Annotated in this window: 15 protein-coding genes; 4 read left to right on the forward strand and 11 right to left on the reverse strand. The window is 70.9% G+C overall.

The genetic code is table 11. The annotated features are described in order from the left end of the window. Positions 1–26: 26 nt before the first annotated feature. Genes AC5YDA_RS08770 through AC5YDA_RS08780 form a run of 3 tightly spaced genes read right to left on the reverse strand, consistent with a single transcriptional unit; the run spans position 27 to position 2,037 of the window. Positions 27–767, reverse strand: coding sequence for a phosphotransferase (locus AC5YDA_RS08770; RefSeq protein ID WP_496189014.1), 741 nt, complete (start codon positions 765–767; stop codon positions 27–29). 53 nt (positions 768–820) lie between these two features. Beyond that, the gene (locus AC5YDA_RS08775; protein ID WP_496189015.1) at positions 821–1,522 is read right to left on the reverse strand and encodes a pirin family protein; all 702 of its coding nucleotides are present in this window, start codon (positions 1,520–1,522) and stop codon (positions 821–823) included. Next, the gene (locus AC5YDA_RS08780; RefSeq protein WP_496189016.1) at positions 1,519–2,037 is read right to left on the reverse strand and encodes a glycine cleavage system transcriptional repressor; all 519 of its coding nucleotides are present in this window, start codon (positions 2,035–2,037) and stop codon (positions 1,519–1,521) included. Before AC5YDA_RS08780 ends, AC5YDA_RS08775 begins: the two co-directional genes overlap by 4 nt. Before the next feature lie 84 nt (positions 2,038–2,121). Here AC5YDA_RS08780 and AC5YDA_RS08785 point away from each other — a divergent pair, with 84 nt between their 5' ends. Together AC5YDA_RS08785 and AC5YDA_RS08790 are read left to right on the forward strand one after the other, a co-directional pair. Then, positions 2,122–2,751, forward strand: a complete 630-nt coding sequence (locus tag AC5YDA_RS08785; protein ID WP_496189017.1) for a hypothetical protein — start codon at positions 2,122–2,124, stop codon at positions 2,749–2,751. After that, the gene (locus AC5YDA_RS08790) at positions 2,748–3,953 is read left to right on the forward strand and encodes an MFS transporter (RefSeq protein WP_496189018.1); all 1,206 of its coding nucleotides are present in this window, start codon (positions 2,748–2,750) and stop codon (positions 3,951–3,953) included. The genes AC5YDA_RS08785 and AC5YDA_RS08790 overlap by 4 nt, the downstream gene beginning before the upstream one ends. On the opposite strand, the gene serB is transcribed toward AC5YDA_RS08790, so the two are convergent. From serB to AC5YDA_RS08805, 3 genes are all read right to left on the reverse strand, one after another. Next, positions 3,943–5,139: a phosphoserine phosphatase SerB gene (gene serB, locus AC5YDA_RS08795; RefSeq protein WP_496189086.1), complete on the reverse strand. Its 1,197-nt coding sequence runs from the start codon at positions 5,137–5,139 to the stop codon at positions 3,943–3,945. The two genes, AC5YDA_RS08790 and serB, sit on opposite strands and share 11 nt — an antisense overlap. Before the next feature lie 86 nt (positions 5,140–5,225). Continuing rightward, positions 5,226–6,926: a glycoside hydrolase family 3 protein gene (locus AC5YDA_RS08800; protein ID WP_496189019.1), complete on the reverse strand. Its 1,701-nt coding sequence runs from the start codon at positions 6,924–6,926 to the stop codon at positions 5,226–5,228. Between the two features lie 114 nt (positions 6,927–7,040). Then, a complete protein-coding gene (locus AC5YDA_RS08805) occupies positions 7,041–8,207 on the reverse strand; it encodes a DUF2207 family protein (RefSeq protein WP_496189020.1) in 1,167 nt (388 codons plus the stop codon). Positions 8,208–8,363: 156 nt separating this feature from the next. Here AC5YDA_RS08805 and ilvD point away from each other — a divergent pair, with 156 nt between their 5' ends. Next, on the forward strand, positions 8,364–10,229 hold the full coding sequence (gene ilvD / locus AC5YDA_RS08810) for a dihydroxy-acid dehydratase (protein WP_496189021.1): 1,866 nt from the start codon (positions 8,364–8,366) through the stop codon (positions 10,227–10,229). 1 nt (position 10,230) lies between these two features. On the opposite strand, the gene AC5YDA_RS08815 is transcribed toward ilvD, so the two are convergent. From AC5YDA_RS08815 to AC5YDA_RS08825, 3 genes are all read right to left on the reverse strand, one after another. Next, complete coding sequence (locus AC5YDA_RS08815; RefSeq protein ID WP_496189022.1) at positions 10,231–11,070, reverse strand: rhomboid family intramembrane serine protease; 840 nt, start codon at positions 11,068–11,070, stop codon at positions 10,231–10,233. Between the two features lie 72 nt (positions 11,071–11,142). Then, positions 11,143–11,865 (reverse strand): hydroxyethylthiazole kinase, encoded by a 723-nt coding sequence (locus AC5YDA_RS08820; RefSeq protein WP_496192926.1) that lies wholly within the window; start codon positions 11,863–11,865, stop codon positions 11,143–11,145. A 46-nt stretch (positions 11,866–11,911) separates the two neighbouring features. Then, positions 11,912–12,298, reverse strand: a complete 387-nt coding sequence (locus AC5YDA_RS08825) for a hypothetical protein (RefSeq protein ID WP_496189024.1) — start codon at positions 12,296–12,298, stop codon at positions 11,912–11,914. A 104-nt stretch (positions 12,299–12,402) separates the two neighbouring features. On the opposite strand from AC5YDA_RS08825, the gene AC5YDA_RS08830 reads away from it, so the two are divergent. Beyond that, entirely contained in the window at positions 12,403–13,806 is a 1,404-nt protein-coding gene (locus AC5YDA_RS08830) for a DUF2252 domain-containing protein (protein WP_496189025.1), read from the forward strand. An 18-nt stretch (positions 13,807–13,824) separates the two neighbouring features. On the opposite strand, the gene AC5YDA_RS08835 is transcribed toward AC5YDA_RS08830, so the two are convergent. Further along, a complete protein-coding gene (locus AC5YDA_RS08835) occupies positions 13,825–14,871 on the reverse strand; it encodes a peptidoglycan DD-metalloendopeptidase family protein (RefSeq protein ID WP_496189026.1) in 1,047 nt (348 codons plus the stop codon). Between the two features lie 82 nt (positions 14,872–14,953). Then, positions 14,954–15,586, reverse strand: a complete 633-nt coding sequence (gene pdxH / locus AC5YDA_RS08840) for a pyridoxamine 5'-phosphate oxidase (RefSeq protein WP_496189027.1) — start codon at positions 15,584–15,586, stop codon at positions 14,954–14,956. Positions 15,587–15,621 lie beyond the last annotated feature (35 nt).

The raw sequence follows: 15,621 nt of genomic DNA on the forward strand, positions 1-15,621 counted from the left end.
CTCCCGGCGGACCCTCGCGGCCGGCGTCAGTGCAGCAGGTTGCGCAGGTAGGCGGCGTCCGCGGAGTAGTTCTCGGCATCCAGCAGCAGCTTGTCGCTCTTGCGGGCCAGGCCGTGGGAGTGCGTGAAGGCCGCGAGGTCCTCCAGCCGTTCGACGATGACCGCCAGCAGTTCGGGGACCGTGACGTCCGTCCCGTAGGCCGCCAGCGCCAGCTGGACGCGCGCGGCGAGGTCGATGGGCAGGTCCGGGGCATCCGGGTTGGCGGGACGCATCAGGGGAACCGTGCGGTAGCAGAGGTAGGCCAGGTCCCACAGACGAGGGCCGGGGGTGGCGAAGTCCCAGTCGATGACGCCGACGAGCTCCTGGTCGCGGAACACCATGTTGTACGGGGCGAAGTCGTTGTGGCAGATGACCTCGGCGGGCTTGTGGGGGGCGGTCCGCCAATGCGCGTCGGCGTCCTCGTAACCCTCGGTCGCATCGTGCAGCCTGCGCAGCCACTTCGCGGCGCGCTTGAGGGTGGCGTCGGAGTACACCCACTCGGGCAACGGGTAGGTGGGGACCTTGCCCTTCAGGTAGCTGAGCGCCTCGCGGCCGTCGTTCGTCCAGCCCTGCGGCTCGGGCACCCAGTCGAGTCCCTGCTCGCGCAGATGGGTGAGCAGCCGCTGGATCGTCGGCGTCCACGGGCCTGCCTCGCGCAGCACCTGATCTCCGCGACGGGACACTTCCGTCATGGTGCTGCCCTCGAGCGGGCGTTCCAGCTTGGCCATGCTCCCAGCCTAACCGTCCCATCCCTCGAACACGGGTGTCGGCGACGGCAACCTCAGGCGATCGGGGCACCGCCCAGGATCACCGCACGAACCACGTGGGCGGCGGACGCCGTGGTGGCGACACCGAAGTCGCCGCCGCTGACGATCGCGGCGTGCCCCGCCGGGATCTCGACGTCGCCGACGCGCAGGGCAGCGCCCTCGGCGATCACGACGTACTCCCACCCCTCCTCGGCCGGCACGCGGAGCGGGTCGTCGGAGGCGAAGCGCACCTCGCAGGCCAACGCCGGCGCGTGGGTGAGGACCGGTGAATCCTCGAAGCCGAACTCACCGATGATGATCGCGACCTCGTGGTCGCCCACGCGCACCGGCTCGGGCCAGAACTCCTCCACCGACGGCTCCGCCTCGGACGCCCCGGGCGCGGCCAGGCGCAGGGCGATGCCGGTGACGGGCTCGTCGGCCACGGCTCCCCCGGCCACGTCGATGCCCGTGCCCGCAGTCACGACGACGGCCTGGCCGGGCCCGTACTCCACGTCCAGCCCGGTGGAATCGGTGTGCTGCAGGCGACCGGCGAACAGCCAGGTCAGCGACTGCGTGTCGGCCTGCCGACGGGACGGGTGGCGCAGGATGCCCGGGCCGAACCAGTCGACGTACGTCCACGGCCCGACGGAACGGACGCCCTCGGTGGGCACCAGCCGCAGGATCGGCTCACCGCCCACGGTCGTGCTGGACGGCTGCAGGACCCGCACGTGGGTCATTCCTCGACGTCCTCCACGGTGATGTCCACCATCAGCTCCATGGCGAGCCGCTCGAGGTCGGCGCGCAGGGCGTCCGTGTCGGTGTTCTCGGTGATGGGGACGACCAACAGTGCCTCGAAGAGGCGTCCGCCGGCCATGGGCGCGTCGTAGGCGCCCGTCTCGACCTCCTGGATGGAGAGGCCGTGCGCGGTGAAGACCCCCGACAGCTCCTTGACCAGACCGGGTCGGTCGTTGCCGAGCAACTCGACCGTGATCCGGGCGGCCGGCTCATCGGCGGCGGCGGCGTCCGCGTCGTGAACGACGACCGTGAGGCCCTCGAGCGCGGTCACCGCCGAGCGGAAGGACTCGGTCCTGTCGCTGGGGAGCGTGACCACGACGATGCCGGCGAAGGCACCGGCGAGCTCGGCCAATTGGCTGCGCTCCCAGTTCCCGTCGTGGGAGGCCACGACCTCGGCGAGCGCGTTGACGATGCCGGACCGGTCGTCGCCGATCAGGGTGAGCACGAGAGTGACCATGCCCGTCACGCTACCCCGGCCCACCCATGGGGCAACAGGGGCACCGATGCGACGTGGGACGACCCCGGGGCGTAGCCTGCTGGGGTGGATTACGTCGTGCTGTGGGGGTGGGCCTGCGCCGTCGTGGGGTCGGCGCTGTCCGTGCCCCAGGTGGTGCACCTGCTGGCGACACGCACGAGCGCCGGAGTGAGCCCCCTGCTGTGGCAGCTGAACGTCGCCAACGGCATCGGCTGGACGGCCCACGGCCTCATCTCGGGGCACCTGAACGTGACGGTCCCGAACGCCCTGAGCGGCCTGCTCGCCGCGCTGGTCCTGCTGCTGGTCCAGCGTGATCGGCGGCTCCCCCTGCTCGGCACCTGGGCCCTCCCCCTGGCCGTGGGGCTCGTCGGTGTCCTGGTGGCCCTGCTGGCGCCCGCGGGTGGCTTCGGCGTGTTCGCCGTCGTCCCGCTGGCCATCGGCTTCGGGGACCAGACCCGCGACCTGCTCACCTCGCCCGACATCAGCGGCGTCTCCCCCGTCTTCGTCTTCGGCGCCCTGGTCGTCCAGGTGATGTGGTGGACGTGGGCCCAGATGGCCGGAGACCTCTCGATCTTCATCTGCGCCTCCGCGATCGGGCTGATCTGCCTTCTCAACGCCGCGTTGTGGCTGCTGCGCCACACCGGACGGCTACGCCCGCGCGTCCGCACCGCGGCGTCGATCGCGGAGGCCGCGTGACGGGTACGGCCGCGCCCGCGACCCGGGTTCCTGTGCCCCGTGAGATCTGGGTGCTGGTCACCGCCGCGTTCGTGATCGCGCTGGGTTTCGGCATCATCGCACCGATCCTCCCCCAGTACGCCGCCAGCTTCGACGTGGGTGTGGCTGCGGCGTCCGCCATCGTGACGGTGTTCGCGCTGGCCCGGATGGTCTTCGCCCCCGCGGCTGGCTCGCTCATCAGCAGGTTAGGCGAGCGGTGGATGTACATCGCCGGCCTCGCCGTCGTCGCCGCCAGCTCCTTCCTGTGCGCGGTCGCCGTGGGCTACTGGGACCTCCTGCTGTGGCGCGGCCTCGGCGGCCTCGGCTCGGTGACCTTCACCGTGTCCTCCATGGGCCTGATCGTCCGGCTGGCACCCCCGACCGCGCGGGGGCGGACGTCCGCGCTCTACGGGTCGGCGTTCCTGCTCGGCAACATCATCGGCCCGATCCTGGGCACCTTCCTGGCGGTGCTCGGCTACCGGGTGGCGTTCGCGATCTACGGCGGCACCGTCGTGGTGGCGCTGCTGGTGGTCCTGGTGTTCCTGCGCGAGCCGCCCAAGGACCCGGCCGTCCAGGACGTCCGGCCCCGCATGGTGCTCAGCGAGGCCATGGCGCTGCCTGACTACCGGGCGCTCCTGGTCTCCGGCTTCGCCAACGGCTGGGCGACCTTCGGCGTCCGGATCGCGCTCGTGCCGCTGATGGCCGCCCACGTGCCGACGATCGGCGCACCCATGGCCGGCATCGCGCTGACGCTCATGGCGGTCGGCAACGTGATCGCGCAGCAGTTGACCGGCCGCATGGTGGACGCGCTGGGCCGACGACCGGTGCTGATGGTGGGCCTGCTCGTCACCGGGCTCACGACGCTCGTGTTCGGCTGGGCCGTGTCGCTCCCGGTGTTCCTGGGCCTGTCGCTGCTGACGGGCGTGGGCGCTTCGATGATCCAGCCCGCCTCGCAGGCCATGCTCGCCGACATCATCGGCTCCGACCGCAACGGCGGCCAAGCGCTCTCGACGTTCTCGATGTCCACCGACCTGGGTTCGATCGCCGGCACGCTGCTGGCCGGCCTCATCGCTGACGTCTTCGGTTTCGGATGGGCGTTCTTCATCACCGGCTGCATGGTGCTGCTGGCGATCGGCCCGTGGTGGCGCCTCCGGGCGTCCGCCGGCGGACCGGTCAGTCCGTGACGTCGGCGCGGGGTACCCGCATGGACGCCGCGTCCTCGACCTCCTCGCGGCTGAAGCCCAACAGGTAGAGGACGGCGTCCAGGTAGGGGAGGTTCAGTGCCGTGTCGGCGGACGCCCGGACCGCCGGCTTCGCGTTGAACGCGACACCCAGGCCCGCGGTGGCCAGCATGTCGAGGTCGTTGGCACCATCGCCGATCGCGACGGTCCGCGACAGGGGCAGGCCCTCCTCCGCCGCGAAGCGCTGGAGGGTCTCGGCCTTGGCGGCACGGTCGACGACGGGGCCGTCCACGCGACCGGTGAGGACCCCCTGGCGCACTTCGAGCCGGTTGGCGTGGACGTGCGTGATGCCGAGCGAGGCGGCGAGCGGACCGACGACCTCGATGAACCCGCCCGAGACCAGGCCGACGGCGAAGCCCAGGTCCTGCAGCGTGGCGACCAGCGTGCGGGCGCCGGGAGTGAGGCGCACGGCGTCCAAGACCTCGTCGAAGACGCTGACCGGCAGGCCCGCCAGCGTGGCCACCCGCTCGTGCAGGGACTGGGCGAAGTCGAGTTCCCCCCGCATGGCCCGCTCGGTCACGGCGGCGACCTCGGCCTCGCGGCCGGCGTGCCGGGCCAGCAGTTCGATGACCTCGTCGCGGATGAGGGTGGAGTCGACGTCCATGACCACCAGTCGACGCCCCTGACGCGCGAGGCCGGCCGGGGAGACGGACACGTCGAAGCCGGTCTCGGCGGCCGTCGCCGCGAGCGCGGGGCGCAGCGCCCCGACCTCGGCGTTGGACACCATGAACTCCAGCGTGGTCATCGGGGTGCGGGACAGGCGGCGCACCCGGTCGATGTTGCCGCCGTGCTCGCTGATGACCTGGCCGACGGCCGCGAGGTGGGTGGCGCGCAGGGGGCGTCCGAGGATGGTGACGACCACACGCTTGGGGCGCGGCGGGTTGTCACCCAGGCCCTCCTCGATGGTGAGCCGGTAGCCGAGCCGGGCGGCTGTGCCGGCGAGGCGGTCTTCGAGGCGGGCGAGGTCGTCGGGCAGGGAACCCAGCAGCAACGCGATCGTCGCCTGGCCGCGGACCACCACCTGTTCGAGGTCGAGCACCTCGGTGCCGAGCCCGGCGACGGCGTTCATGAGCGCGTGGGTGATGCCGGGGCGGTCCGGGCCGGCCAGCGTCGCGGCCAGTGTCTGCATCTCGGTCACGCCGCCATCCTTGCACCTGTCCCGCCGCGGTCGGGCCGTCCCGTGCGCCGCCCCGGGACAGGTGCTCCGGACCAGGGTCAGCGCTTGGCCTCCCAGAGGCCGCCGCACCAGACGAGCTCGTTGGGCGTTCCCTTGAACTCGGAGTTGCCCATGATCTTCTGGATCGTCTGGCGGATGACCTCGCGCGTGGGCTTGTACGCGTTGATGAAGGTCTTCACCATCGGGACGTCGTAGAGGTGCGTCGTCCAGTTCAGGCCGATGAAGACCACCGGCTTCTCGTAGACCTGCCAGGGGATGTCGGCCGACATCGGGTTGGCCCAGCGGATGCGATAGGCGTTCTCCGACGCGTAGCCGCGCTGGTCGCACCAGGTGAGCGTCGCGTCGAAGTTGGCGTTGTAGTCGGCCACCTTGCCGCTGATGCGCTCGTCACCCCTGCCCATGGTGACCTGGAAGCCGACGGCCTCCAGCTCCTCCTTGATGAGGTCCGCGGTGCCGCCGCTGGCGTAGATGGCGCCGGGCTCGTTGGACGACAGGACGCGCAGCTCGATCCGCGGGTGGGTCTCCGGACGGATCGGGAGCTCGTTCTTCGTGTTCTTCACCAAGGTGATCGCCTTGTCCGCGGCGTCCGCGGCCATGCGCTGGTGCTCCTCACCGTTGATGACCGCGAGGCCCTCCTCGGTCGGCCGGTGCTCCCCCTTGTGGAGTCCGATGGCCGCCTTGACGCCCAGGATGCGGCGCAGCGCGTCCATCAAGCGCTCCTCGGTGATGACGCCGTTCCGGTAGCCCTCCATCATCGACTCGTAGTCCTCGTCCTCGTCGCGGAAGAAGAGGAGCATGTCGCAACCGGCGGCGATGCAGCCGGGGACGGCGTCGGAGCGCTTCATGGCGGCGGCGAAGCCTATCATGTGCGAGGCGTCCGTGATCGTGAGGCCGTTCCAGCCCATGTCCTTCTTGAGGAGGTCGGTCAGGAGCTCGGGGGCCAGGGTCGCCGGCATGATGTCGTCGTCGGTGAACGCCGGACGCAGCTTCTTGGAGTAGTGCGGCAGCGCGATGTGGCCGACCATGATCGAGTGGAGGCCGTCGTCGATGAGGGTCTGGTAGACCTTGCGGAACGACGCGTCCCACTCCTCCACCGTGAGCTCGTTGACGCCGAGGAGCAGGTGCTGGTCGCGCTCCTCGGTGCCGTCACCGGGGAAGTGCTTCACACAGGTGGCGAGGCCGTTGTCGGTGATGCCCTTGAGATAGGCGCGCGTGTACTTGAGCACGGTGTCGGCGTCGGTGCCGTAGGCACGGGTGTTCACGATGGTGTTGCGCCAGTTGTAGAGGATGTCGACGCACGGGTCGAAGTTCCAGTTCACGCCGAGCGCTCGGCAGGTCTGGCCCGAGACGAAGCCCGCGTTGTAGGCGACCTGCTCGTCACCGGACGCCTCGCACGCGGCACCCGAGGCGATGTAGGTGCCCTCCTCGCACGCACCGTCGCCACCGTTGTCACAGTTCGCCGCGACGAGCATGGGGATCTTGGCGACCTCGCGGAGGCCCTGGGTGAAGCGGAAGACGTCCCTGGCGGCCGAGCCCGAGTCCTTGTACCGCTGGCCGCCGTAGTGGTACTTGTCGATCTTCTCCTGCGCCTCGTCGACGTCGAGGTCGCGGTTGTGGCTGATGAACAGTTGGCCGATCTTCTCTTCGATCGTCATGCCGGCGATGGTGTCCTCGACCCACTGGATGTCGGCATCCGAGAGGTGGTAGGGCTTGGCCTTGAGGTCCACGAACTCAGCCACGGTCTGCTCCTTCGCGCTTGCCGGGGTGTGCCCCCGGACGAGGTCATGTCACCTCACGCTAACCAGCGGAGGCCGGGCGCGCGCGTGAAATCACAAACCGGTTCGTTGTTGCCGTCAGAAGTCGAAGCCGTCGAAGAACCCTCCGCCGTCTCCGCCCCCGCCGAAGAATCCGCCACCGTCGCCACCGACGTCGCCACCGCCCATGTCGCCGGCCGGGTCACCGCCGTCCCCGAGGCCACCCAGGTCGCCCCCGTCCAGCTCGGAGAGGCCGGTGGCGTCCCCGACGTCGGTGCCGAAGTCGCCGAGCCCGCCGAGGGCGTCCAGGCCGCCGCCCATGAGGAAGTTGGTCCACAGCATCATCGAGACCATGTCGTAGCCCGCCCACAGGAACCAGTCGGGGGCGTACTCCGCGTCCTCGTACGCGTGCTTCACGACCTCGGACCACTGCGGCAGGATGCCGAAGACCACCGCGTACGGGAGCAGCCGCTCGTGCAGCTTCGCGATCTCACCCTTGTCCTGGCCATCGGTCCCGGCGAGGGCCGGGACGCGCTCGGCCGTGTCGGGGGCCTGGAGGACCTTGAGGCGGTCGCTCTCGGCCATGGTCATGTAGAGCTTGAGGCCGTCGAGTTCGTCGTTGATGCGCCGCCCCTCGGAGGTGAGGCGCCAGGGCTTCGGCTTGATGAACTGCGTGGTCACGCCGCCGATGATGGTGATGGCCAGCAGCGGCAGGGCGCCCGCGACCGTGCCGTTGATGAGGGTCATGAAGCCGACGGCCGCCAGGCCGAGGCCGCCCCAGCCCGCAGCGAGCAACCGGGTGGACGACCCGTGCTCCACCCAGCCGCGACGCGCGACGGCGCCGTGGGCCTCGGCCGTGGCGGCCTGGAATGCGAGGGTGCGCTCACGGTCGGGGCCGAGTTCGACCCGGGTCAGCGCCGATCCCGGCGGGAAGACCGCGCGATGGACCGCCAGCGGCACCTCGGGCAGGTCGGGCTCCTCGAGCCGGTTGCGCTGGACGAACCAGGTCTTCGCCTTGCCCTCGCCGGCCACTCCCACCTGCCAGACGCCACGGACCGCCAGGTCGAGGATCTCGGCGGGGACGATCGAGGAGTCCTTCACCTCGCGGCGCAGGGCCGCCGCCAGACCGGGGGTCACCGCGCGCGGAGGAGCGAACGCGACCGCGACCGTCTCGTTGCCCGGCGCGTCCCCTTCACGCCGGACCAGGACGATGCGCGCCACGAGGGCAACCACGGTGAGAACGGCGAGCAGTGCGGGCCAGATCATGCTCCCAGACTACGGACGCGGCCAACCCTGCGAGCCGTCCGCGGCAGTGGGCAGGACACGCACGTCGGTGGAGCGCCTCAGGCCATCCTCCGGAAGGCTCGCCACCGCCTGCGGGGCACGGACTACCCTGAAAGGACACCGCAGGAAGGACGAACGATGGGTCACCTTCGCTCCCGCACGACCACCCACGGCCGCAACATGGCAGGCGCCCGTGCGCTCTGGCGCGCGACCGGTATGACGGATTCCGACTTCGGCAAGCCGATCGTGGCGATCGCGAACAGCTTCACGCAGTTCGTGCCGGGCCACGTCCACCTCAAGGACATGGGCCAGCTCGTCGCGGGCGCGGTCAAGGAAGCCGGCGGCGTCGGGCGGGAGTTCAACACCATCGCCGTGGACGACGGCATCGCCATGGGCCACTCGGGCATGCTCTACAGCCTCCCGAGCCGTGAGGTCATCGCCGACTCGATCGAGTACATGGTGAACGCCCACCAGGCCGATGCGCTCGTCTGCATCTCCAACTGCGACAAGATCACCCCGGGCCACCTGCTCGCGGCGCTCCGCCTGAACATCCCCACCGTGTTCGTCAGCGGCGGCCCCATGGAGGCCGGCCGCGTCCTCGGTGAGCGCGTCGTCTCCGGTGCGCCGGACGAGGGCACCAGCGACCAGCGCCTCGACCTCATCGACGCGATGATCAAGGCGGTCGACTCCACCGTCTCCGACGAGCAGATCGAGCAGATCGAGGCCAACGCCTGCCCGACGTGCGGTTCGTGCTCCGGCATGTTCACCGCCAACTCGATGAACTGCCTCACCGAGGCCCTCGGCCTCTCCCTGCCCGGCAACGGCTCGACCCTGGCCACGGCGTCCGCCCGCCGCGACCTCTTCCTGCGCGCCGGCCGCCTCGCGGTCGACCTGGCGAAGCGCCACTACCACGAGGACGACGACTCCGTCCTGCCGAAGAGCATCGCGACCAAGGCCGCGTTCTCGAACGCCATGCGCCTCGACATCGCCATGGGCGGCTCCACGAACACGGTCCTGCACATCCTCGCCGCGGCCCGGGAGGCCGGCGTCGACTTCACCCAGGACGACATCGACGCGCTGTCCCGCGTGACGCCCTGCCTGTCCAAGGTGGCCCCGAACTCCACCGAGTTCTGGATGGAGGACGTCCACCGTGCGGGAGGCATGCCCGCCATCCTCGGCGAGCTCCGCCGGGGCGGCCTGCTGGACGAGTCGGTCCACGCCGTCCACTCCCCCAGCCTCGCCCAGTGGCTCGACGACTGGGACCTCCGCGGCGGGAAGGCGACCCCCGAGTCGATCGACCTCTGGTACGCCGCGCCCGGCGGCGTCCGGACGACCGAGGCGTTCAGCTCGACCAACCGCTGGGCCGACCTCGACACGGACGCCGAGAAGGGCTGCATCCGCAGCGTGGAGCACGCGTACACCGCTGACGGCGGCCTCGGCGTCCTCAAGGGCAACATCGCCCCGGACGGCGCGATCGTGAAGACCGCCGGCGTGCCCGAGCACCAGTGGGTGTTCCGGGGCCCGGCGAAGGTCGCCGAGAGCCAGGAGGAGGCCGTCGAGATGATCCTCGGCGGCAAGGTCGTCGCGGGTGACTGCGTCGTCGTCCGCTACGAGGGCCCCAAGGGTGGCCCCGGCATGCAGGAGATGCTCTACCCGACCTCCTACCTCAAGGGCGTCGGCCTCGGCCCGAAGTGCGCGCTGATCACCGACGGTCGCTTTTCGGGTGGCTCATCCGGCCTGAGCCTGGGCCACATCTCTCCGGAGGCGGCCTCGGGCGGCCCGATCGGCCTGATCCGCGACGGCGACATCATCTCGATCAACATCCCCGAGCGGACCATCGACGTCGAACTCTCCGACGAGGAACTCGCCCGGCGCCGCGCCGAGCAGGAAGAGCGGGGCTGGAAGCCCGTCAGCCGTGAACGGACGGTCTCCAACGCGCTGAAGATCTACGCCTCCCTGGCCCTGTCGGCCGACAAGGGCGCCGCCCGCCGCGCGCTCGACTGACTCAGCGTCCCCGGCGCCGCCGCTCGCGCAGAGCGTCGAGTTCCTTGCGCTCGGCCTTGGTCAGGCTGTGGATGCCCTGGGCGGAGATCTTCTCCAGCAGGACGTCCATGCGTTCGCTGTCGGACGCGTGCCGCGTGGTCGCACGCCGCCCGGCCCGCGCCGGCCGCGGCTCCCGCTGCTGCCCGCCGGGGGCCGAGCCACGGGGCCGCAGGCGTCCGGGCAGCCACGTCAGGTCGCCCAGGAGCCCGAAGGCCCGACCGAGGAACACGGCGACGACCGCCGTGAGGGCGAGGCTCACCAGGCCGGCGATGTTGCGGAGGGCGATGTACCCCAGAACCTCGATGGCCACCAGGACCGCGCCCACCACCCAGGCCGGGATGCCGAAGAAGAACGGACGCCGTGGGTTCTCGGCGATCCACAGCAGCAGGATGATGAACTGGATCGCCCCGAGCCCGAACATCATCCCGCCGCCGAGGGCAGCCCCGACGACGAAGTTGACCACCGTCAGGGTCGCCCACAAGCCGACGTACAGCGACGCCATGGAGGACCGCCCGATCTGGCGCTCCAGATCCCGCCCGAAGTACCACAACAGGGCGAGCGTGATGACGCTCCACAGGGAGATGCCGTCCACGAACGGCCACGTCACCATGCGCCAGACCTGGCCGCCGAGCACCTTGGCCGGGATGAACGCCCCCGCGTCGAGCAGGATCGGCATGAACGCCGACAACACCGCCCCGACCGCCCCTCCCACCACGAGCAGGACCGTGGAGGTCACCTCGAGGCGGCCCAGACGGAACCAGGCTTCGCCGGAGTGATCGCGGGAGAGGTTGAATCCAGACACGCCCCTAGCGTGCCAGATCACCGAAGGTCCGGGTCCACCATCGGGTGGGTGACCGCGTGTGGGGGGCGGCCCTCAGATCTGCAGGTACTCCGCGATCTCGTCACCACGGACGGTCCACAGCGCGTCGACCAGCGCGATGCGGAAGGAGGCGGGACCGTTGCTGTTCGGCTCGGCACGGTCGGCGGCGAGGGCGAGCCAGGCCGCGCCGGCGAGGGCGGACTCCACCGGGCCGGTCACGGTGGCGCAGGCCGCGATGAGGGCCGACACCGCGGCGCGGACGCCCGGGACCTGACCCAGCATCGCGGATCCCGCGAGGACCGCCACGTCGTTCCCGGCGTGGTGCACCAGGATCTCCGCGTCCCCGAGGGCGAGCGCGCCGTCGGCCGCCTCGAGGCGGACGCCGTCCACCACGGACTCGGAGGCGCGGATGACGGTGGGGCGGTGGCCCAGCAGCCCGCGGACGCGATCCGCCCGCAGGGATTCGCGACCCAGCGGGGTGGCGTCCAGCACCCAGGGAATGCCGCTGGCGCGCAGCTGGGCGACCGTCGGGTTCACGGCGTCCGACCACTCCGACACCAGCGTGCCGAGGTCCAGCATGACCGCGTCAGCCGAGAGGCCGGCGGCCAGCGCGTCCGGGGAGGTTCCCGTGACGACCGAACGGGCACCGGCACCGTGGAGCACCTCGGCCACGAAGGAGGTGGCCGCCCGCGGCGCCACGCAGTGCACGAGGGGCGCCGACTCCCGGACCGCCTCAGCGGCGAAGCCGATGGTCAGGGCGAGGCCTGAACGTGGCATCTGGTTCTCCTCAGCAGGCGACGACGACGTGATGCGCCCCAGTATGTCAGGCAGTGGCACCGGGCTTGCGCACAGCCATCGTGACGAGAGCGACGGCGGCCAGCAGGTAGGCGAAGCCGAGCACGATGTGGAGCATCGTCAGGTGCATCTCCCCGAGGGCGATCTGGATGATCGCCAGGACCGGGAGCGACAGGGCGTGCATCATCAGGCCCTTGTTGCCCGAGGCGCGGCCCCACAGGACGCCCGCGACGCCGGCGGCCAGGGCCAGGACGAAGTTGAGGTTGCCGACCGTCCCGTGGAGGGCGTTCAGGGGGCCGGTGCCCGACAGCGGCCCGGTGGCCAGGAGGGGGGAGAGGATCGATCCGATCGCGGCCAGCAGGGCGGCGACGCGGAGGAAGGTGAGCTTGCCGTTCGCGTTCGTTGCAGTGTTCACGCGCACCAGCATAGTGCAGCCCTTCAGACGCTGAACTTCTCGCCATCGCGGCATCGGGTGGACGGCGGTTGTCCTGCCGAGGGCCCCGGGATGAAGATGATCCCATGACATCGGCCGGTCGGGAATCGCACTTCGCGGACGCTTTCACCTCCTTCCGGATCCCGGCCACCAACCGGGCCGAACGCGTGGACCACGGCAAGTCACTCCGCGACGAGACCCCGCACGCCGCACTGGGCACGTGGACCCCGACCGACGACCGGCCCGACCCCGTGGCCATCATCGAGCAGTCACACGCGGGCCGGCTGCAGTGGCTGTTGGGCGTCCGCACCGCTCGCATGGCGGCCTCCCCGTTCGGATTCCTGCGCGGCACCGCCAACCTGATGGCCCACGACGTCGCCCACCTGCCGGCCACCGGCGTCCACACCACCGCCTGTGGGGACGCGCACATCGGCAACATCGGCTTCTACCGCTCCCCCGAGGGCAACCAGGTCATCGACCTCAACGACTTCGACGAGGCGCACACCGGCGCCTGGGAGTGGGACCTGCGGCGGCTCACGGCGTCCATCTGGGTCCTGGGGCGCGTGAACGGGGCGTCGGAGGAGGAGTGCGCGGACGCCGTCCGCGCCTGTGTCGCGGCCTACCGCGACGAGGTCTCGTTCCTGTCGAAGCAGCCGCTGCTGTGGCGCGCGTTCAACCACCTCGACGTGGACCTCCTCCACGAGACGGCCACCGAGTCCACGCTGCGCGACGAGATCCAGCGTGCGGCGAAGGCCGCGCGGCGACGGACGTCCGACCGCAAGCTGCCCAAGTTGGCCGGGGGGTCGACGAGTGCCAGCCGGATCGTCGACGACCCGCCCCTGGTGACGCACCCCAGCGGGGAGAAGCAGGAGGCGATCGCCGAGGCCCTGGACGCGTACCTGCCCACCCTCACCCCGCAGTGGCGCCGCATCGTGGGGGGCTACTCGCTGGTCGACATCGCCCACAAGGTCGTCGGCGTCGGGTCGGTCGGCCTGCGCGCATGGGTGGCCCTGTTGGTCGGGTCGCGCCCCGATGACGTGTTGTTCCTCCAGCTGAAGCAGGCCCAGCGCTCGGTGCTGGCCCCCTACGTGCACGGCGAGACGGCCTGGCACGCCCACCAGGGGCAGCGCGTCGTGGAGTACCAGCAGCAGCTGCAGACGGTGTCCGACCCGCTGCTCGGCTGGACGACCGTCGGTGAGCACCAGTACTACGTTCGCCAGTACCGCAACATGAAGGGCGGCGTCCCGCTCGAGGACATGTCGCCGAGCGCGCTGGTCGACTACTCCGGCATCGTCGGGCACCTGCTGGCCAAGGGCCACGCACGGACGTCCGGGGCATCCATCATCTCCGGCTACCTCGGCAAGAAGGACGCCGCGGTCGAGGCGTTCACGCGCTGGGCGTGCGCCTATGCCGACCAGACCGAGGCGGACCACGCCCTGCTGCTGAAGGCCGTCAAGGCCGGACGCCTCCCGCACGAGCCAGGGATCTGAGTCCCCGGCCTGCGCGGATCAGCGCAGCCAGGGCGCCGGGTCGGCGTTGGCGCCGTTCAGGTAGAGCGAGAAGTGCAGGTGCGGGCCGGTCGAGAGACCGGTGCTGCCCATCGTGCCGATGACCTGGCCGCGCTTGACCTTCTGGCCGGCCCTCACGCTGATGGTGTGCAGGTGCAGGTAAGCGGTCTCGACCGCCTTGCCCGCGAGCCGGCCGTGGTCGATCCGGATGTTGTTGCCCGATCCGCCGTTGTAGCCGCTGGCCGCCGTGGTGACCACGCCGTCCTCGGCCGCGTAGATGGGCTGGCCGGTTCTCCCGCCGATGTCGACACCGCCGTGCATGCGCTTGTACTTCAGGATGGGGTGCATCCGCATCCCCCAGGGCGAACCGAGGGAGCCCTGCGCGGGGCGGGCCAGCCGGCCGCCCGACGCGGCCGCCGGCTCGGTGCGCGCGGCCGGGGTCGCGACCACGGGGCCGGGGGCCTTCGCGCCGAGTTGCTGCGTGCGGACCCACCCGATCTTCGTGCCCGAGGCGACCTGCGTCCACCCGTCCACGACCTTGTCGTTCACCTTGACCTCGGTGCCCTTGGACAGCGTGGCCAGGACGGCTGCGTCACCGGCGGCCGTCGCGCGGACCTCGACGGCCTCCTGCGTGAATCGGGTGCCGCTCGGGGCCCCGAAGGAGTCGGACCAGGCGCCGACGACGAATGCGTCCGCAGCGGCCTGGGGGGTGGCGTCGGAGGCCTGGGGGGTGGCACCAGCAGCCCCCTCGCCGAGCTCGGTGGTGGCGACGAGTGCCGCGCGATCCTCGCTGCGGCTCGTCGAGTCCTGGCCACGGACGGGGGCGGGTACCGCCGAGGTGGCGGGAACCTCGCCCTGGGCCGCGTCGGCGGTCAGGGCGACACCACCGGCGCCGACGAGGACCCCGAGGGAGACCACGGTGGGAACGGCCTTCGAGAGCAGCGCGCTGCCGGGACGCCGGGCGGCCCGTCGAGGCCCACCCTCGAACGCGGTCGCCGCTGGGCGCTCCACGGAGACGGGGAGCGACGCGCGACGGGGTTGGTACATCAAGACTCCGAACCTGAGAACTGGTTGAACAAGACGCCAGTTTACTGAGAAATTCTCAGATTCCCAATCAGGTGCGGCAACCTCAGGGGGCGAGCCGCTCCCGCACCCACGAGCCACCCTCGCGCCGGTACCGCACACGGTCGTGCAGGCGGGACTTCCGCCCCTGCCAGAACTCCCACACGTCCGGCACCAGGCGGTAACCGCCCCAGTGGTCCGGACGCGGTGGGTTCAACCCGTGCTCGGCCGCGGCCTGAGCGGCGTTGGCGACCAGGACGCCGCGGTTGGCGATGACCTCCGACTGCGGTGACGCCCACGCGCCCAGCCGGGAGTCGAGGGGACGGACGGCGTAGTAGGCGTCCGACTCGGCGGCCGACACCCGCTCGACGGCACCCTCCACCCGGACCTGCCGCTCCAGCTGCGCCCAGAAGAACAGCAGGGCGGCCCGGGGGTTGGCGTCCAGCTCGCGGCCCTTGCGGGAGGTGTAGTTGGTGTACCAGACGAGCCCGGCCTCATCGTACTCCTTCAACAACACGATGCGGGCCGACGGGCGGCCCTCACCGTCCGCGGTGGCGAGCGTCATCGCGTTGGGCTCGAGGCCCTTCACACGACGGGCGTCGCCGAACCAACGGTCGAAGAGCTGGAGCGGGACGTCGGCCGCGTCGCGCTCATCCAACTCGCCCTGTTCGTAGCTCTTCCTGAAACCCCTGATGTCCACGCCGACCACCCTAGGACCGTCGCCGGTGGAATACT

This window comes from Propioniciclava sp. LT294 (assembly GCF_059516005.1).